The sequence below is a fragment of the Hydrogenophaga sp. BPS33 genome (assembly GCF_009859475.1).
In the GTDB taxonomy this organism is placed as follows: Bacteria; Pseudomonadota; Gammaproteobacteria; order Burkholderiales; family Burkholderiaceae_C; genus Hydrogenophaga.
This window is the reverse complement of sequence record NZ_CP044549.1, coordinates 4552845-4572418: the sequence shown is the minus strand read 5'-3', so window position 1 is coordinate 4572418 and position 19574 is coordinate 4552845. Positions and strand designations below refer to the sequence as shown.

Sequence of the window (19574 nt, the reverse complement as noted above, 5' to 3'; positions counted from 1 at the left end):
CGACTGCCCAAGTGCGCCGAAAGCGGATAGACGCAGTTTTTAGGCTATGGCAGGGCAAACTATGAGTTCGGAATCACAAGGCACACAACTGGAACGCCAAGCACGCATTGCCGCACTGCTTGAAACCCTGCGCGAGGCCGAGCGAGAACTGAAGATGCTGACCTCTGAAAAGGGCGACGAGAAACATCAAGTTTTTCCGTCTGGTTCCACTAGGGGGTGGGCGGTTGGCGACCAGATTGCGCTGCTTAACGCGATGCCTGCACACATTGCGGTGCTTGATCCCGAAGGGGTAATTGTCACCGTCAATGATGCATGGCGCGACTTCGCTGAAGAAAACGGTCTGAGCGATGCAGATTACAGCGTCGGCCGAAACTACCTAGAGGCATGCGAGCCAGCCCCGGGTAGCGATGTGACTGGGGCGGGTGCTTGGGCTGTAGCTGCTGGCTTGCGGGCCGTGCTCACGGGGGAGCGGAGCAGCTTTTCCATCGAGTACTCATGCGACTCGCCGCACGAGCAACGGTGGTTCATGATGCAAGCTACACCTCTATCGACGGTCCGTCAGGCAGGCGCAGTGGTGATGCACATCAACGTCAGCGCAAGAGCGCGGGCGGAGCTAGCTATGCAGCGCAGCTCGGAACTGTTGCAGGCGGTCGTCAATGGCATTGCAGACCTCGTCTACATCAAGGACCTTGATGGTCGCTACCTGCTGTGCAATAGGGCGTTAGCTGAATTCACGGGGCGCCCTTTGGAACAGATTCTGGGCTGCGACGACCTCGCTCTGTACAACACGGATGAGGCCGGATCGCTGCGCGACCATGACCCTGTCATGTACGAAGCCCGCTCCGGTCACCCCACTGAGCTCTGGCTAACGGGAGTAAGCGGGCGGCGGCTCTTTCGCTTGACACAGACGCCGTATCGCGACGGCGATGATGGCGTGATTGGTGTCATCGGTATCTGCCGCGACATAACCGATGAATGGCACGCCGAGCAGGCGCTGCGCGACAGCAAGGCGATGCTCGACCTCGCCAGTCGGAGCGCCAAGGTCGGCGGCTGGACCTTCGACCTGACCGAGCGGCGCCTAATATGGTCTGACATGATCGCCAGTCTGAACGGCGGACCGGCAGGCCACTCGCCCACGATGGAGCAGATCCTGGCGGCGTACACCCCCGAGCACCGTACAGCCGTCCGCGACGCCCTGGAGCGCTGCATCCAGCTAGGCATTCCGTTTGACCTAGAGGCCGAGAAAGTATCAGCGACCGGACGCCGCCACTGGGTGCGCTTCATCGGAGAAGCCGCGCGCGACACAGCAGGTAGCATCGTGCGCATCCAGGGCGCGCTGCAAGATATAACCGAGCGGAAGCAGGCGGCGCTGCAGACTCAGAAGTTGGCAGATCGGCTTAGCAACACGCTTGAATGTCTTACCGACGGATTCTTCACCGTCGACAGCGACTGGCGCTTTACCTACATTAACCTGGAGGCCGAGCGGTTGTGGGGGCGCGAGCGGGACACCATGCTGGGGCATGTCCTCTGGGCGGTCTTCCCTGAGGCTGTGGGCACCGTCTTCGAAGACGCTTACCGTCGGGCCATGGATGGCGAGACGGGCATCGGGCGCGAAGCTTTTTTCGCGCCTTGGCAGCGGTGGTTCGGCGTTGACTGTCATCCAGTGGATGACGGCCTCGCTGTGTATTTTCGCGACGTTACCGAAGCTCGGGCGGTGCGTTTGCAACTGAAGTTGCTCGAGGCCAGCGTGGCGCAATTGAACGACGTCGTTGTCATTACCGAGCCGGCAGCTGAGTTGCCGCATGGCCTTCGCATCGTGTTCGTCAACGATGCCTTCGTGCGCCTGAGCGGCTACGAGCGGGATGAAGTGATAGGCCAGTCACCCGCGCTGCTAGACGGGCCTTTAACGGGTGCTGCAGAGCTGGCCCGCGTACGCTCTGCTGTTGAACGTTCCGTGCCAGTTTTCGTCGAGCTGGTGCAATACACCAAGGACGGCCGACAGCACCCGATAGAGCTCGACCTCACGCCGGTTGCCGCTGGCGGCGAAGGAGTGTCTCACTTTGTCTTCGTCATGCGCGACATTAGCGAACGGCGCCGGAGCGAAGAGGCGTTGCGCGAGCTCAATGCCGGTCTCGAAGACCGGGTGCATCAACGCACGCTTGAACTGGAGCGTGCACGTGAACTCGCGGAGCAGGCCAATCGAGCCAAGTCGGCATTCCTGGCGACGATGAGCCATGAAATTCGCACTCCGATGAACGGTGTCGTCGGCATGATCGAGGTGCTGGAGGAGAGTCCCTTGCGGCGCGACCAGCGTGACATGGTGAAAACCGTGCGAGAGTCAGCATTCGCCTTGCTGACCATCGTCGATGACGTACTCGATTTCTCCAAGATCGAGACCGGGCAGTTCATGATAGATCGTCTCCCTACAGACGTGACCGCAGTGGTTGCAGGGGTTGGTGATGTCTTGCGTAGACTGGCCGATAACCAGGGCGTTGCGCTGAGCGTGTACGCAGATCCAAGGCTGCCCTCTCGGATGCTCGGGGATGCGGGGCGGTTGCGTCAGGTGCTGATGAACCTTGTGGGCAACGCGATCAAGTTCAGCGGTGGCCAGACACAATCGGGGTTAGTGTCTTTGCGGGCGGAACGCCTCGTCGATGGAGCTGGCAAGGACACACTGGTGCTCCAGGTGACCGACAACGGTGTCGGCATGGACGCCAACACGTTGAACCGTCTGTTCTTACCTTTCACACAGGCTGATGCCAGTACGACGCGGCGCTTCGGAGGCACGGGCCTGGGGCTGAGCATCTCGCACCGCCTCGTGGCATTGATGGGCGGCGAGATCACGGTGACGAGTACTGTCGACCAGGGCTCGACCTTCACGGTGCGCCTGCCTGTGGAGGAATCGACCGACGTAACTTGCGTTGCGCAGTCGCTGTCCGGGCTGCCTTGCCTGATGTTGGGTGCAGCCGACGTGGTCGCCGACCTGGCTGACTACCTCAACTACGAAGGCTGTGCAGTGCAACGCGCGGCGACGTTGGGCGAGGCCTTGGCATGGTTGCAAGCTGCCGCCCCGGGTCGTTGTGTCGTCGTGGTCGCAGGCCCGGCGGAGGGCATCGAGGAGGTTCTTGCGGCCTGCCGTGCTGTCGCGCGGGAGCGCACCGAACTGGTGTTGGCCTTCGTCGTAGTGCAGGCCGGCCGGCGACGCCGGCCCCATCGGCAGCAATCTGACCAGGTGGACGTGGACGGCGACGGCCTGGACTGTGCGACATTCCTGCGCGCTGTGGAATTCGCTGCCGGGCTGGGGGAAAACGTGGACGTTCCTGGTGCGGTCGAGACACGTAAGGCGGTGTCGGCGTCTGCCCTGGGCACCGATGCGGGCCCACTGATCCTTGTCGCGGAAGACAACAAGGTCAACCAGCAAGTGCTCACAAAGCAACTCGCGCTGCTTGGCTACCGCGCCGAGATGGTCAACAACGGCCTGGAGGCCCTGGCCAGCTGGCGCCGCGGGGGCCATGCTTTGCTGTTGACCGACCTGCACATGCCTGCCATGGACGGCTACATGCTGGCGGCAGCCGTGCGTGCTGAAGAAGAGGTGGGATCGCGCCTGCCCATCATTGCTCTGACCGCCAACGCCTTGCGCGGCGAGGAGCAGCGCTGCCGCGAGGCCGGCATGGACACCTATCTGACGAAACCCGTGCGTCTGGCGCAACTGAAGTCCGCAATCGCTTCTTGGCTGCAGGCGGTGCCGACCCGGCCAAGCGTGGCCGTGGTTGAACCATTGTCATCCACTGCACCGAGTCCGGTCGACCTCGATATGCTCGTCGATCTCCTCGGAGAGGACCCAAATGTGATACAGGACGTTCTGATGGCGTTTCGCACTGGCACGGTGGACTCAGCCCGGGCCATGGAAAATGCCCATGCCGGGGGTGCGCTCCAGGCGATGTCCGATGCCGCTCACAAGCTGAAATCAGCTGCGCGTGCCATCGGTGCGGTGCGCCTTGGCCAAATCTGCGCCGACATTGAAGAAGCCGCCGCCAGCAAGACACCCGCTGCCACGCTTGAATCTCTGGTAGAAGTCTTTGAGGCCGAGTTGAACGCGGTTCACCATTTTCTCGATAGACGTATAGAACAGTGATGAATGACCACGGCACACGACAGGGGCATCGGGCCGACGAACAGAAGCGCCAGCACAACGGCCGGGTGCTGCTGGCCGAAGACGATGCCATCAACCAGAAAGTCATTGGTCACCAACTGAGCACTCTGGGCGTGTCGGTGGACATGGCTAGCGACGGACTCGAGGCGTTGGCCCTCTGGCGCGCTGGGCAGGCCACTCAGCGGTATGTCTTGCTACTCACCGACCTGCGCATGCCGGGCATGGATGGCTACACCTTGGCTTCCACTATCCGCAGCGAGGAACTGGCCGGTGCGCGTATCCCGATCGTGGCGTTGTCGGGAAGCGCTCTGCGCGGCGACATCGACCGCTATCGCTTTGCCGGTATGGACGACTTCCTGACCAAACCGGTACGGACCGAACAGCTGGGCGACATGATCGAGCGCTGGTTTCCGTCCGACGAGGCATCAGCCACCGCGCCGAGTGATCCAAAGGACCTGGAGAATCCGCTTAGCAGGGACGTCGAGTTGGACTATGTATATGACGATCTGGCGCTTGAACAATTGGCGGGTGATGACGCCACACTGCGGGCTGACTTTCGCAACATGTTCGTGACCTCCGCCTACAGCTCCATGGAAGACATGCGCCGCGCGGCCAACCGCGGCGACTGTGCGTCCCTAGCTGAATTGACGCGCCGTCTCCAGTCGTCCGCGCAAACCATCGGCGCCGTGTCGCTGGCTGCCTGCTGTGACGGTCTTTTAGGCGACCTGGCCTGCGGAAGAGCCGAGGTGCACCATCGCGTGGCGCTCATCGAAAAAGCACTTGGCCATGCGACTACCCGGCTGTCGGGTCGTTCGTTTTGAAGCTCCCTGTCGGGTGTTAGAGGTGCGCCGCGCATATGAGCGAAGGGGCTCCAGTCGAATATCGGTAAACGCGTCTCAACCGCCTAGTTCCCAATGAGGGCAAAAAAAAGCTCGCGAGGCGCGAGCTGAACCTGTGTCTTTGCAACACAAGGAGGGGAGGATGGCTGGTGACCGCTAAGCGACCAGCCGAGGCAATGGTAGCTCAAAAATGATAAATGCCATATTCTTTGACAAAATTGCCATATTCATACGATCGAATATCACTTTCGTGCCGTGCGCGGTTAGCTAACACCGGATACTGCGTAGCGCCAGGGGCGCGGTGATTCTTTTGCGTCGTGCGACTTGGGAGATGCGGTAGGCCAGCGCCGTAAGCTCCAGTCCTGTATTGACGTCGATGGAGGGGCTCCAGCCAAAGTCGCGAGCGTTTGGCCATGGGATCTGAGTGGAGAGGCCACGTAGCGCGCGAGGATCGGATTCAAATTCAACTTGTCCCCGGAACCCTAATGCAGTTGAAAGAGCCTGCGCGAGATGCTCACCGTTGATGCGCGCACTCGAGTTCACAAAGATGTGGGAACCTTCTGCCCCGAGGCCTGAGAGATACTTGGGAAGCGCAAGCTCCTTCAGAAAGATCACCGCATCGGCGACATCGTCGCTATACATCAGGTCAAAGAGCTCCGATTTGGCTATGGACAGGCTTGCTCGCCCGCTTGCTGTCTCCATCGCTCGCTCGAAGGCATGAAGTGGTTCTGCAATGATGCGGTTTGAGGGGTCACCCGGACTGTGCAACCAGTCTTTGGAAGCAGGCCAACCCGGTCCATAGGATTCACATACCTGCACGGCACGATAGTCGACGCCTTGGGTCGCACCGTAGGCTATGGTCAACTCTTGGCACAGCAACATGCCGTCGAGCAAAGAAGATCGGGTATCAACGTCATTCTCGACCTGGAGTGCGCCGAGTCTGTTGCCACCGGCCTCACCCAACTCCGCATGGGTGGCGACATTGATGAGCCTTTTGATGCCTGAGCGGAAGGCCGCTTCGACAATATGAGCGGTGCCGACTGGCTCTTGTGCGATGCCCTCACTACGTGGGGCGGCGTATGTCCCAGGTGCTGATGCGGCAAGAAGATCGCTCATCGCCCAGAGATAGACTTGGTCTGGCCTCTCCTTGGCGAAGAATGCTCGAATGGACGAGTAGTTCTGCCAACAGACTTGCCCAGGCGGACAGGACACAATGTGGGTGCTGCGGTGTCCCAGTTGCGTCAGACGTCGAACGATTGCGGAGCCGACTACCGATTGATGATTCGCGACGAATATGCGATCAGTCTTGTAGGTCATCTCATCTTCCGCCTGGGGGTGCTTAGCCTGAAGGTGCCTTGAACCGTTCACACGGTTGTTGGAGGTCGGTGGACTGCCCCTGGTCCGGTAGACAAACCCCGCCTATCCTTTGAGCATAGGAGGAAGTGCGATGAGCACCCAAAGGTTTTCACCAGAATTCAAGGAAGAGGCAGTCAAACAGGTCGTCGAACGCGGTTACACCGTGCCCGATGTGGCCGCCCGTTTAGGCGTGTCAGCACACAGTCTGTACAAGTGGGTCAAGGCCGTTGCGCCAGACAAGTCCGAGCAGCAATCCAAGGAGTTGCTGGAGGCCAAGAGCGAAATTCTTCGGCTGCGTGCCCAGATGCGCCGCATTGAAGAGGAGCGCGACCTACTAAAAAAAGCCGCGCGGTACTTTGCCAGGGAGCCCGAGTGAAGTACCGCTTCATGATCGAACATCGTCATGAATTTGCCCTGAGCCTGATGTGCAGGGTGCTGCAGGTGGCGCGCGCAGGCTTCTATGCATGGCTGCAATGCCCGCAGTCCGAGCGGGCCAAAGACGACGCTCGGCTGCTTGAAATGATTCGAAATTCATACGCAGCAAGTCACGGCGTCTATGGTGCTCGGCGGGTGTTTGCAGATCTTCGCGAGGCGGGTGAAACCTGCGGCCTGCATCGTGTGGAGCGCCTCATGCAGCGCCACAAGATCAAGGCTGTGCGTGGCTACAAGAAGCCTCGATCGATTGCAGGAAGACCCTCCCTCATTGCGCCAAACCACCTGCAACGCGAATTCACGGTGGACGCGCCCAACAAGGTCTGGGTCACCGACATCACCTACATCCGGACCTGGCAAGGCTGGCTGTATCTGGCGGTGGTCTTGGACCTCTACGCCCGCAAGGTAGTGGGCTGGTCCATGAAGCCCTCGTTGAGCAGAGAGCTCGCGTTGGACGCTGTGCTGATGGCCGTGTGGCGTCGAAAGCCCCAACAGCGGGTCATTGTGCACAGCGACCAGGGCAGCCAGTACGGAAGTGACGACTTCAAGCGGTTTTGTTCAGCCCACGACCTCGAGCCGAGCATGAGCAGACGGGGGAACTGCTGGGACAATGCCGTTGCCGAGTCCTTCTTCAGCAGCCTGAAGAAAGAGCGCATCCAGAAGCGCATTTACAAGACCAGGGACCTGGCACGCTCCGATGTCTTCGACTACATCGAAGCGTTCTACAACCGAACCCGCCGCCACAGCCACCTGGGCGGCGTCAGTCCCGAAGCGTTTGAACGCGCTTCGGCTTGAGGCGACGGTTTGTCTACTAGACCGGGGGCAGTCCACGGAGCCGTTGGCAATCGCCCTCACAGGGTGTGTTCGGTCGCCGGTCCTCAAGGGGGTGTGAGAGATGAGGGGGCGCACATGCGCCCCCTCAACGGCTCCATCACTGGAAGCGATAGGTCCGAATGGCTTGCTCCACGGAGTCGTCCGGCGTACCGCCACCGTTGACGTTCTCTTTGCGGAAGACCTTGATCTCTTTCACAAGCCAGTTCGACACTTGCGTGGCTGAGCTGCTGCCCAGGAAGAGGAGCGCTCCGCTGTATGGAAGACCACATCGAGCCGACGCGGTCCCGTCAAGTGCATTGCTTGTTGCGCAGGTCTCGTCCGTCACGTCGCGGTACATGCCCGCGTCGCCCGTCGCACCGTCAACAATGCAGGCCTCTGGGTACGACTCGAAGTCAAACTCTTCAAGCCTTCCCGCGTGGTTATTCGGATTGAAGTCCGGTTGGCTCTTGCCGAGAATGGCGGTCCCTGCCGAAGGGCGCCATCCTGGCGTGGCCGGAGTGACGGTCATCACCCTAAGCTCTTCGCTGGAGAGGTGAGGTGCGGGCTGGATGAAGTGGTAGTAGGGGTCAAAGCTCAAAATCCGGCGACGCTCGCGCAGTTGATTCAGCGTCGCATCGCTAGGGATAGGGTCTGCGCTGCACTGCGGGTCGATCGTCAGATTGATGGCTACATACGGTGAAACTGGTTGAGACGTGACGCCTGCTTCATCGCCCTGAAGCTCGACGGTCATCGAGTGGAAGTCGCGCAACTTCATGCCGTTCAAGCCTGCCAACTGAAGAACAGCTTTGTTTCCGGCTCCGCCGCCGACGAACCCGCCAACCGTGTTCGAACCTGCCTCAAGAGACATCTTCAAGAGACCCTCTTCGATGCTCAAAGACGCCTTGTTGATTTGAGGCATGGTGCCCACGGCTGCAGCACTCAGGATTGCGGTGTTGGGCAATGGTGGAACGTCTTCTGGATCCGCCTCAGAAATCACTTCGATGAGGTCATCAAGTGTTTTTCCGTCGTCGGCCAGCGACAGCGCAATGTGCTCAAGCAAATCGTCGTAGCTATCGCCCTTGGTCGCCTGGAATTGTCCCGTGAATACGGCAAGGTCGCTGGCAGGGAAACCTTGGGCAACCAAGATGGTGATCACTTCTGACTGAGCTACCTCTAGGAAAGAAGCCAGTTCCAAAAGGGCAAGGCCGTCGACGTCATCCAGTGATGAAGATGCCTGCTTCGCAGCGCGGGCCAGGACAAGTTCTGTCAGAGGCGTGATATTCACATGTCCGGTCGACTGCGCGATTGAACGCAGCGTCACACCAGGGTGCGACGTGCTATTCGAGAGCGTTGCCAAGCACGGGTACTGTGGATTGCTGAGTTCAAGTGTCCACCGGCCTTCGCTATCCGTCGTCGTTTGACCGGTAACGTCGTTTGCGCAGCGCAAGATGACCTGTGCACCGGCAACGGGTGCCCCTACAGCTGCGAGGCCGCTCACTTTGTCGCCGGCAGGGGAAGGCGGGGTCTCTGCAAAACCACCACTTCCGCTACCGCCGCAACCTGCTACTACCAGCGCTGTCGCAGCTCCTGCGAGTAGTTTTGTCAATTTTGAATACTGAAAACTCACCTTGAACTCCTTTGAAGGTGTATGTGGAAGGCCACGTTGAAGGCCAAACGCATCGCCCGTGCTCCTCTGTCGCTGGGGACAACAGGGGGCTTTGGGGTGACTTGGGAGGGCAGAGCCTCCGCCTTAGCAGTTCTGGCTTGTGGGACGAGTTGACCCACCAAGCTGCAATCCACCCCTGCCCTCATCCTGTCCGCTCGAGTGGCGACAAAGAAGATCGTGGTCGATGTCTCGGTTATACACTGACAATACCATATTGAATGTGAAAAATATCATTAAAAGTACAATAGCATTTTGAAGTGCGTTTAACTACAGCAAGGATGCTGGACCTGCTTAAGAGGGATTGGCGTCAAGGCACCCAGAGCCGTGCGCCCGCCCACCATGCACATTGCAGCCGCGCCCTTGCAGATGGGGGCCGGGGTGACTTATCTGCCGGCACAGCACTCGACCGCTGACTCCATCGCCACCTGCCTGGACCTGTACAGCCGCAGGATCGTGAGCTGGAAGGTGCGCGATACGGTTGACATCCTCCCCGCCCTAAAGGGCGGGGATTCACACTGCTGGACGGTCATGCCCGACCCCGCACAGGCCTGAAGGCCCGTGCTCATTCACGACGGCTTCAACGGCTCGCCTCCCCCCGTTGAACTCAAAGCCACACGCTCAGCGTGTGGCTTTTTTTACGCGCAGGCCCGTAAAATCTCATTTCTATCATTTGAATATCGTTTTTATCATTAAAACCGCTAGTATTCGAATTGAGCTCAATGTGACGGCTACCCGAGATGAAAACATCTCCAGCCAAGCCCAGACGCCATTTGTTCCAGTTTCAAGCCGTGGCCCGCCCCGACCCAACGCCGTCAGGGCCTTCCCAACCCAGGATTCATTTCTTCATGAAAACCCAACTATTTCCTGCTCCTTCGCGCCTCGCAGCCCTGCGGTGCGCTGCCTGCCGAAATGGCCTGCTGGCTGTCGTGCTCGCTGTCATCGCCGTCCCTTTCGCGCTGGCCAACGGCCCGGGGGAAAACGCCGCCTGGCAGTTCCAGAGCAGTGCCGACAAGGTCAACCAGGCCGTGATCCAAGACATGATCCAGAAGCGGAACATGGGTTACTACACGGCGCCGGTCTACACGACCAACATCGCTCGGCAGATCAACTGCAACCAGACCGCCAGCGCCGTGGGCAATGAGAGCAGCCAGGGCGCCGCCGCCCTGTCGCCCTCCAACAGCGGCGCCACCTCAGACGCTACCGGAAACGCCAACAACAACTCGGGTGGTGCCGCGGGCGGCACCTCGAACAGCGACCAGGGCAACAGCGGCAGCGTCGGCTCCAATGTCAACGGCAACACCACGACCGAAGTGAGGGGTTCCGCCGACCAGGCGCTGAACAACCAGCAAGGCAACAGCGGAACCCAAAGCGCCAGCCTGGCCGGCAGCACCGGTTGCTCGTTCGGCGTACTGAACTGAGCGGCGGACACAGACATGATCACCAAACCGAATTCTTTTGCTGCTGCCCTCGCCACGCCCGGACTGCGGCTGGTGCTGGCCGCCTCGGCCGCCGCGCTGCTCGCCGGTTGCGCCACCCCGTCCATGCAGCGCATGGCACCCGGTGAGATGCCGACCGTCCTCGGGCCTTCCGTGCGCGACAACATCACGCCGATGGAGCCCTTGATGGCCTGCTTTGCCGACCGTGTGGCGGCCACCGGACGCACGCCCGTGGTGGTGGCTGTCGGCGATGTCAAGGACTACACCGGCAAATACAACATTAACGAGGGCAACGCCATCACTCAGGGCGGCGCGCTCATGGTGTATTCGGCGCTCGGCAAGCTCAGCGGCGCAGTGCGCATCGCCGAACGCTTCGATCCCATGATTGCGGAGCGCGAGCTGGGCTACGCCGACCGCCGACAACTCGGCGACGGCCGCAACCATGTGCTCGCGGGTGCCAATGGCGGTGCCGGCCAGAACGTGCCCTGGATGCCGTATTTCGGCGGCACCATCAACAAGTCCGACTACTTCATCGTCGGCGGCATCACCGAGCTGAACTACAACATCAACTCGGGCGGCGGTGAAATCGGCGTCGACCAGGTCTCGGTCAAGGCCCGCACCTTCAGCCAGTCGGTGGGTGTAGATCTGCGCATCGTCGACACCAAGACCCTGATGGTCGTGCGCACCATCAGCCTGACCAAGCAGTTCACCGGCTACGAAGTGGGCCTCAATGTGTTCCGCTTCTTCAACAGCAACCTGTTCGACATCGACTTTGGCGCGAAGGGCCAGGAGCCAGTGCAGCTCGGCGTGCGCGCGGCGCTCGAAGAGGGCGTGGTGCGTCTGGTTGGTGCGGTCACCCAGGTCGACCACGCGCCCTGCCTGCCGTTGCTGCCCGGCGCGGGAAAAAGCATCCAGACCACGCCAGCCGCCATGCTGCGCAAGGTGGAGAACCCCCTGGTCGATGTGACCGGTGAGCCGGTGCAAACCGGCCAGCGGGGCACGGCGGTCAATGCGTCGAGCCAGACCGGCGCGGCGCCCACCGGCAGCGTCGTGCAGCTGCCGTTCGAATTCGGGGCGACGCAACTGGGCGGGTCGACGATGGCGCTCGTGGACCAGATCGCGGCGGCTGCCAAGCAAGGCTCCGTCGACGTGATGCTGGTGGCGCGCGACAGCGAGAACTGGGATGCCGGCAAGCGCGACGACCTGATCAACCAACGCGTTGCCGCATTCACATCTGCACTTGCCAACCGGGGCGTTGCGCCGGCTGCTGTCAATGTGATCTGGCGGCCCGATGCGGCCGACAGTTCCATCCACCGGGACGGTCCCGGCCTTCAGGAGATCGCCAAGCTGCGCATCGGCGGCTGACCTGGATTTCGCGCGTTTTCCGTTTTTTCGTTCGTTGTTTTAAGTCATTTATCGCCGTCACTGGCACCTATAGCCTGAGGAGTTTTTATGAAAAACAGTCAATACCGCAACCGCAACCACATCGGCCGCAAGCCGGCCCTCAGCAGCATCGGCGTGGCCGTTGTTGCCACCCTGATCGCCAGCGGCGCCCACGCCGCCGACACCAGCTTCGTCTTTGACGGTATCACCGCGGTCGCCAATGGTCACCAGACCCAAAACCTGCTGTTGAACAACTCCGGTTTGATCAATGCCACGCTGCAGAACGGCCAGGGCAACATCGGCGCCAATGGCGCCCAGACCGCCAATTCGACCTTCCTCACGGGCAACGCCATGGGCGCCAGCGCCGTTGGCAACCTTGCCGAGCCTGTCGACACGTCGATCGACCTTTCCCTGATCAGCGACACCGCCGGTGGCAATACGGGCCTCGCTTCGCTGCTGTACTCGACCAATACGGGTGTCGTGAGCAGCCTGGTGGATGACAACGGCCTGTCCATCGTCCTGACCGGCTTTGAAAGTGGCAGTGCGGTCAACAAGGACAACACCATTTCCGCCAGCACCGTCGTCAACCAGGGCACCTCTTCCATTGCTGGTGCCGTGCCGGTCGGCTACACCTCCGTCACCCCGGGCTCCACGAGTGTGAGCTCGACCTTTGGCCCGATGGAATCCACATCGGCGGGCAGCATCGTCGTGACCACGGCGCAGCAAACCAGTGGAGTGACCTCCAGCGCAAGCGCTGCTGACAATGCCGTCGCACTGACCTTGAGCGCAGACCTCCTGGCCGACGCCCTCGAAGCCGGCGCAGCGGTCACCGGCAACAAGATCGTCGCCAGCATGAAGGGCAACAGCAGCGCCAATACCATCGACATTCAGGCGGTCGAAGGTGCTCCCACCTTCACCGGCTCGGCCGTGGTCAGCAACACCCAGCTCGGCACGAACGCCTCCGCAGCGGCCAACAACATCAACGGCAGCGTCCAAGCCACCGTGACAGGCTTTGAGGGCACCAGCGCATTGGGCGGCTCGCTGGCCGTGTCGGGCAACAGCATCAGCAGCGCCGCTATGGGCAACGAAGCGTTGGGCAGCGGCACGTCGCCGGTGGGCAACCGCATCCTGCTGGCCGACGGCCTGTCGTTTGCGGGTCCTAGCGGCAGCATCGTGCCCTCTGGCGCCACCCTCAACGGCTATGCAGACGGCACGGCGGTCAATGCCGACCTGGTGATCTCCAACCTGCAGACCAATACCAGCCTGTTGGGGTCGGACGTGGACGCCGTCACCAGCAATGGTGTTGTGGCCGCCGCGGTGGAAACCCTGGTGAACGGTGCGGTCGCCCTGTCGACCAACAGCATCGGCTCCAGCGCCACCGGCAACGCCGCCCGCAGCGCCCTGAGCAGCGGCGCCAATGCCGCGTCCTTCTCCGGTAGCACGGCGCTGGCCAACCAGCAAGACAACACCAACGTGTCTGTCACGGCCAGCAACCTCGGCTCCAGTATCGAAGCCACGGCAGGCGCCGTGCAGAACAGCAGCGTCGCGGTGGCCGACAACAAGAGCAGCGCCAGCGCGCGCGGCAACGAGGTGGGCCAGAGCCTGTCGCTCAATGCCACCACGCTTGCGCTGGGTGAGACGGTCAGCCTCAGCAGCCTCGACGAGCTGTTGGAAGCCACCGGCGCTGCCACGGTCAGCAACCGCCAGGTCAACACCGGCGCACCTGTGACCTCCCTGAACGCCGGATCGTTGATCGGCCAAAGCGCCGTGGCCGTCACCGGCACGACGCTGTCGGTCACCGGCAACATCCAGGACGCCGTGGCACTGTCCAACAACGCTTCGAACAAGCTCACGCTCACTGGCACCACGGTGGGCAGCGGCGCTGGCATCCTGAACCAGCAACGGGTTGATCCAGAAGACGACCTTCCCAATTCCGCTGTCTCCGCTTCGCTCGTTGGCGCCCGCGCTTTCATCGAAGGCGGTGGCGTGTCGGGCAGCACGCTGGCCGTGACCGACAACCTGCAGGAAGCCATTGGTTATGGGAACCTGGGCAACAATGCCATGGTGGTTTCGGGCACCACGGTGGCTGCACCTGGCACTCTGGGCGTGGCATCCACCGTCAGCATCGACAACAACGCGGTGAAAGCGCTGGACGGCCAAGTTGTAGCCGCTTACGGCTTGCTCAATGACCAGTCGGTGCTTTCTGATGTGAGTTCTCATGCCACCAGCAACGATGCGTCGGCCCACATCGCGGTGAGCGGTTCCCTGGACAACAGTACCGCGCTCAACGATGCCAACACCCTGTCCACCGAGGCCTACGGCAACTATGGTCAGAGTGGCCTGTCGCTCAACGCCACCAACGTGACCAGTGGCGACTTCTCCAGCGTGGCCAACCTGACCAGTCTGCAAGCGGTCGACGCCGCCATCACGGCCCAGTCCGTCACAGGGGCGGTCGCACTGACCACCGTGAACGGCAACGTCGGCTCCGTCGACACCGCCTCCAGCGTGTCGGCTTCGGGCAACCGGATCGACGCACAGGCCACCGGCAGCCGCGTGAACAACACAATGGGCGTGAGCGCGACCAACATCGCAACAGCGGCTGAAGGGCCGCTCGGGACCACCACGGACGGCGAACTGACCACCACTGCGTCGTTCAGCCTGCAGAACGTGCAGACCGGCCAAGGCAGCGTGACCGCCACCTTGCGGGACGCAGACAATGCTTCGCTGGCGTCCGACGTGCGCGTCGGCATCGTCGGCGACGTGATGCGCTCCAGTGTGGTCGCTGACGGCAATACCGCCAGGGCCGCCGCCACCAGCAACAACGCCTCCAACGCGCTCGCCATCAATGCCTCCGGCCAACTGGCCAGCAGCAGTGCGCAACAGAACGTGCAGATGACTACCGCAGGCGTGAATGCGCTCGTCGGACAGGCGGGTCTTGCCGCTTCGGCTGGCGGTCCATTCGACTTCGTCATCACGGGCAGTGGTCTTGGTCACCAAGATCTGGGCGACGGTGCGGGTCAGCTTACAGCTGGCACGCTGACCGTTGACACGACAGCGCTGAGTGCTGCGGAACGCGCTTATTTGCTGGGAGATGGCTGGACTTCCGCTGGTGCAGATTCGGTCGAAAAGAGCGCAGTTGGCTACGCCATGTCTGGTCAGGAATACCTTGACTTCATGAATGGTGGCACGTTGCCCGGGTCAGGAGTCGCATCGCCCATCGACGGCACGCCCCATCTCGGCGGCGTGAACATGGCTGTCGGCGGCATGGTCACCGAGTCCGCGCTGTCCGTCAGCGGCAACACCACCTACGGTCTGGCCCGCGGCAACGTGGCGTCCAACCGCACGGAAGTCAAGGGCAACGCAATCGCTTCCGGCAGCAGCAGCACCGTGGCGAGCGCTGGTGCATCCTTCACGGGTGAGGGACTGGAGACGGTGGCCGACCACTCGCTGGCCAACCTGCAGCAGGCCGCCGGAGCCGCCATTGAAAGCAACGTCTACGGCAGCTTCTTCATCGACGCCCAGCCGGGCGCGGCCATCAGCGGTTCCTCGTTGAGTGTGTCGGGCAACACACAGATGGCTGAGGCCAGGGCCAACACCGGGACCAGCAGCCTGGTGTTGGACGGCACGGGCGTGACGGCGGTGTCTGCGCTGCAATCCGCACAGATGAGCTCCTCGGCGGTCAGCGCGGCGTCCAGCCTCAACCTGTTCGCCCCGGGCGCGGTCACCGACACCAGCGTGCTGCTGTCCAACAACAGCAACATCGCACTGGCCGTGATGAACGACGCCACGAACACCGTGACCGTCAAGGGCAGCCAGGTCGGAACCGGCCAGGCCGCAGACATCAGCGTCGGCGGGACCTTCGACGACACACTGACGGCCGAACACGTGCTGGCCAACCAGCAGGCAGCCAGCAGCGCGGTCACCAGCACTGCCACCACCACGCTGAATAACCAGGAAGCAATGGTCAGCGAGACCGGCAGCGCGGTTCGCAGCACGCTGTCCATCCTGGGCAACACCACGGCTGCCGAAGCGACCGCCAACCAGGCGCTCAATTCGGCGTCGGTCACCGGCACGGCCAGCCAGGCGGCCAGCGTGGCGTTGCGCAACATGCAGGACAGCAGTGCCAATGTGACGGCTAGCGCCACCAGCGCCGCCCGTGTATCGCTGGCACCGCTGGCATCGAGCGCGCTCAACAACAGCAGTGTGGCGCTGGACGGCAACAGCACGACGGCACTGGCCCGCGGCAACAGCGCGAGCAACGTGCTGAACTCGCTGGCCGGCGCCAACTATGGTCCGGCAACGGGTGGTTTGGTCAACGCGGGTGATGCTCTCACGGGCTTCGCCGTCAACGCCAACGCCGGCATCCTGAACAGCCAGCACAACACCGGCGCGGTTTCGGCATCTAGCACGGCGGTGAGCTACCAGGTCGCCCTGAACGCGGGTGGTTCTACTGCCAGCAACATGGCCGTGACGGGCAACCAGGTGGCAGCGCAAGCCTACGGCAACAGCGCGGTCAACCAGTTGACGCTCAACGCGCTGAACACCGGCACCCCAACCTCGGCGGTGGCCAACTACCAGCGCAACAGCGGCGCGATCACCGCCACGGTCACCAGCGTGAACTTCGGTGCCGGCATTTCCGGCGCGATGTCGGGCAGCACGGTGAACGTGAGCGGCAACCAGATATCGGCCTCAGCCGTCGGCAACTCGGTGGCCTCTTCGATCATGGCCGCGCCTCGCTGAGCAACCCCCTGGCCCAGGCAGGCTTCCCGCCCGCCTGGGTTTTCGGCCCGTACTTCTTTTTGCCGTGCGGGTCTTTTTTCAGAGCAGTTAGTGGTGTGCAGGCTGCTGCGAAAAAAGAACGGTTCCGTCGAAAGGGTCAAAGAAACTCATGAGCGCATTCCGCACGGCAGGCTGGTCCGACAAGGACAGAGCGGCTTATCTCCATTTCTCGAAGCCCCTGGCCGCCGCGCGCCGCCTGGCGCTGGGCGCTGCGATCCTCGCGCTGGTGTGTGGCCGGTCTATCGCGGCCGACCTCCCCGTGCTCGACCCGGCCGCGCGCCTGCAGGACGAGCTGCGCCGCGCCGACAACGCTGCGCCGCAGCTGCCGGCGGCGCCCCGCGCCACGCCAGCGGCGCCCCCGCCCGTGCCCGAGGCGCCGACCCTCGCGAGCACCGTGTTGCTCAACGAGGTGCTGTTCTCGCCCAGCGAGCTGCTCGGCGACGACGAGCTGCGCGCCCTGGCCCAGCCTTATCTTGGGCGCGACGTGTCCAGCCAGGACCTCAACGCGTTTCTGCGTGCTATCCAGACGCTGTACCTGAGCAAGGGCGTGACGACCGCAGTGCCGGTGCTGCCGCAGCAGGATCTGCGCAGCGGCACCCTGCGGGTGCTTCTGGTCGAAGGCCGGCTCGGCGCGGTCAAGGTCGAGGGTGCGTCCGGCATTGACCCGGCCTGGGTCGGGCAATGGTTCGACCTGGCCGCCGGCTCCGTGATCAGGCCCGAGGAACTCGAGCGCCGGCTCGGCGTGTTCAACGTAGCCAGCGACTTTGCGGCCCAGGCCGCATATGTGCCCGGCGCCGAGTTCGGCCGCAGCGATCTGCTGGTCCACGTGCCGGAGCGCTCGAAGGAGCAGCTCTGGGGCCTGGTGGATATGCCCGACACCGGCTCGTCCGCGCGCTCCAGCGTGATCGCCGGCTTGCGCCTGCTCCCGCTCGGTCTTCGGGGCGGCCGCTTCGATGTCATGGCCATTGCCGGCTCGAACGCCGCCACGCTCAGTCTGTCCGGCAGCCTGCCGCTGGGCCACCAGGGCTGGCGGCTCGGTGCCAGCGCCTCGGGCTCGCGCTCGCGCACCAGCTTCGCGTCCTCGGTGCCCGGCGTGCCCGACCTGGTCATCCACGGGGCGTCCAGCTCGGTGGCGGTGGAGGTCGGTCGCCATGTGCCCGTCAGCGCGCGCCAGTTGCTGCTGCTCTCCGGCTCCGCCACGCAGATCAAGTCCCGCTCGACCATCAGCGGCTTCGAGCTCAGCGACCGCACCGTCGACAAACTGACGCTGACGGCATCGACCGACTGGCCGGCTCGCGAGCCCGGCGAGGTTTCGCCCGCGTCGCTGCGCGCCTCGGTCACCACGGCGCGCGGGCCGGTGAACTCCTACAGCTTTGCCGAAGTGGCAGGCATGTTCGCGCAACGGCTCGGGGCTTCGGGACCCTTGTTCCGCATCAACGGCCAGGCGCGGCTGACCGCGCACGACACGCCGGACGTGATCGACGCCTGGCTGGCCGGCGGCAGCAACTCGGTGCGCGGCTTCGACAGCGGCACCGCGATGGGCGAGCGCGGCTATGCCGTGCAGATGGCGCTCTACCAGCCCGTCACCGTCCCAGGCCTGGAGGCAACCGAACTGTATGTGTTTGCCGACCACGCCCGTGTCTACAGCAAAGGCTGGTCGCGCCGCATCGCCTCGGCCGGTGCGGGCGTGCAGTTTCAGGTGAACCGACACCTCGCGGTCGACGCCACCCTGGCCCAACAGACCGCCGGTTTCCAGGGCGACCGTACGCGTCTGTCGCTGCGCGCGAGCGCGAGCTGGTAGCCGCCCGACGCGTTTGCCATAAGCCCCTTCATCACCTTTTCACCGTCGAAATGACCTTCTCATGAAAAAAGCCAAAAGCGCATCTGTTCCCGCGTTCACCACCGCGCCGGGGGCGGCGGCCGCATCCCAGTTCACCATCCTTCACCGCGAGGCCCACCGCCATCAGCGCTTGAAGCGCGACCAGCGCGACATGCGCTGGGTCGGCAGCCAGATCACCGTGGCGCTCGCCGCAGCAGAGATGCCGGCAGCGGCGGTCGAATTCCCGTGCGTCATGACGCGTGTGGCCGGCGGTGGCGGCAAGCTGCTGGCCATCACCGGTCTGGAGAACGGGCGCAATCTGTACGTGGACGAAACCACGGGACGCTGGACGGGCAACTACCTGCCAGCGGTCCTGCGCACCTGGCCGTTTCGGCTACTGAACGAATACGACGACGAAGACGCCCGGCCGGTGGCCGTGCACCAGCCCGCGCTGAGCCTGAGCGAAGGCGAGGCGCTGTTTGACGACCAGGGCAAGGAAATGCCCTGGCTGCAGGCGGTGCTGCAGGAGTTGGTCGCGCTGGACGCTGCGGCCTCTACCACCTCGGACACCGTGGCCGCGCTGGATGCCGCCGGGCTGTTGCACGAGCGCACGCTGCAAGTCGTCTTGCCCGGCGGACGCCAGATGGAGTTGACCGGATTCCTCAGCGTCGACGAGAGCAAGCTGAATGCGCTGGACGCAGCTCAGGCAGGCGAACTGCACGGTCAGGGCGCGCTGGCGCTGGCCTACCTGCACCTGCTGTCGCTGCGGCGGTTCCGCCCGCTGATGGAGCGCGCGGCGCAGCAGGAGCCTTCTGCGCCGGGGACTGCGGTTGCACCGGTCGAGCCCGAGCCGTCGACGGCCTGACACGTCTTTCCCCCTTTTTCACTTTGCCACGCT

Annotated in this window: 10 protein-coding genes; 8 read left to right on the top strand and 2 right to left on the bottom strand. The window is 62.9% G+C overall.

The features are described from left to right. The first annotated feature begins 61 nt into the window (after window positions 1–61). Window positions 62–4135 (top strand): PAS domain-containing protein, encoded by a 4074-nt coding sequence (locus F9K07_RS21055; protein WP_159595281.1) that lies wholly within the window; start codon window positions 62–64, stop codon window positions 4133–4135. Continuing rightward, entirely contained in the window at window positions 4135–4974 is an 840-nt protein-coding gene (locus F9K07_RS21050; protein WP_159595280.1) for a response regulator, read from the top strand. The genes F9K07_RS21055 and F9K07_RS21050 overlap by 1 nt, the downstream gene beginning before the upstream one ends. A 285-nt stretch (window positions 4975–5259) precedes the next feature. Here F9K07_RS21050 and F9K07_RS21045 read toward each other — a convergent pair whose 3' ends face one another. Continuing rightward, window positions 5260–6309, bottom strand: a complete 1050-nt coding sequence (locus F9K07_RS21045) for an NAD-dependent epimerase/dehydratase family protein (protein ID WP_159595279.1) — start codon at window positions 6307–6309, stop codon at window positions 5260–5262. A gap of 130 nt (window positions 6310–6439) precedes the next feature. Here F9K07_RS21045 and F9K07_RS21035 point away from each other — a divergent pair. After that, a protein-coding gene (locus F9K07_RS21035) for an IS3 family transposase (protein WP_201451459.1) occupies window positions 6440–7575 on the top strand; the annotation gives its coding sequence in 2 pieces (ribosomal slippage) (window positions 6440–6692 and window positions 6692–7575; 1137 coding nt in all). A 136-nt stretch (window positions 7576–7711) separates the two neighbouring features. On the opposite strand, the gene F9K07_RS21030 is transcribed toward F9K07_RS21035, so the two are convergent. Further along, a complete protein-coding gene (locus tag F9K07_RS21030; RefSeq protein WP_236581408.1) occupies window positions 7712–8914 on the bottom strand; it encodes a hypothetical protein in 1203 nt (400 codons plus the stop codon). A gap of 1190 nt (window positions 8915–10104) precedes the next feature. Between F9K07_RS21030 and F9K07_RS21025 the strand changes: the two genes are divergently transcribed. The 5 genes from F9K07_RS21025 to F9K07_RS21005 all read left to right on the top strand — a co-directional run bounded on the left by F9K07_RS21025 (window position 10105) and on the right by F9K07_RS21005 (window position 19541). Next, window positions 10105–10677 (top strand): hypothetical protein, encoded by a 573-nt coding sequence (locus F9K07_RS21025; RefSeq protein WP_236581407.1) that lies wholly within the window; start codon window positions 10105–10107, stop codon window positions 10675–10677. A 15-nt stretch (window positions 10678–10692) separates the two neighbouring features. After that, complete coding sequence (locus tag F9K07_RS21020) at window positions 10693–12060, top strand: CsgG/HfaB family protein (protein WP_159595276.1); 1368 nt, start codon at window positions 10693–10695, stop codon at window positions 12058–12060. Between the two features lie 87 nt (window positions 12061–12147). Then, window positions 12148–16818 carry a beta strand repeat-containing protein gene (locus F9K07_RS21015; RefSeq protein WP_159595275.1) on the top strand — a complete coding sequence of 1557 codons (4671 nt, stop codon included), beginning with the start codon at window positions 12148–12150 and terminating at the stop codon, window positions 16816–16818. 148 nt (window positions 16819–16966) lie between these two features. Next, a complete protein-coding gene (locus tag F9K07_RS21010) occupies window positions 16967–18658 on the top strand; it encodes a POTRA domain-containing protein (protein ID WP_159595274.1) in 1692 nt (563 codons plus the stop codon). Window positions 18659–18719: 61 nt separating this feature from the next. Then, window positions 18720–19541 (top strand): SapC family protein, encoded by an 822-nt coding sequence (locus F9K07_RS21005; RefSeq protein WP_159595273.1) that lies wholly within the window; start codon window positions 18720–18722, stop codon window positions 19539–19541. Window positions 19542–19574: the final 33 nt, after the last annotated feature.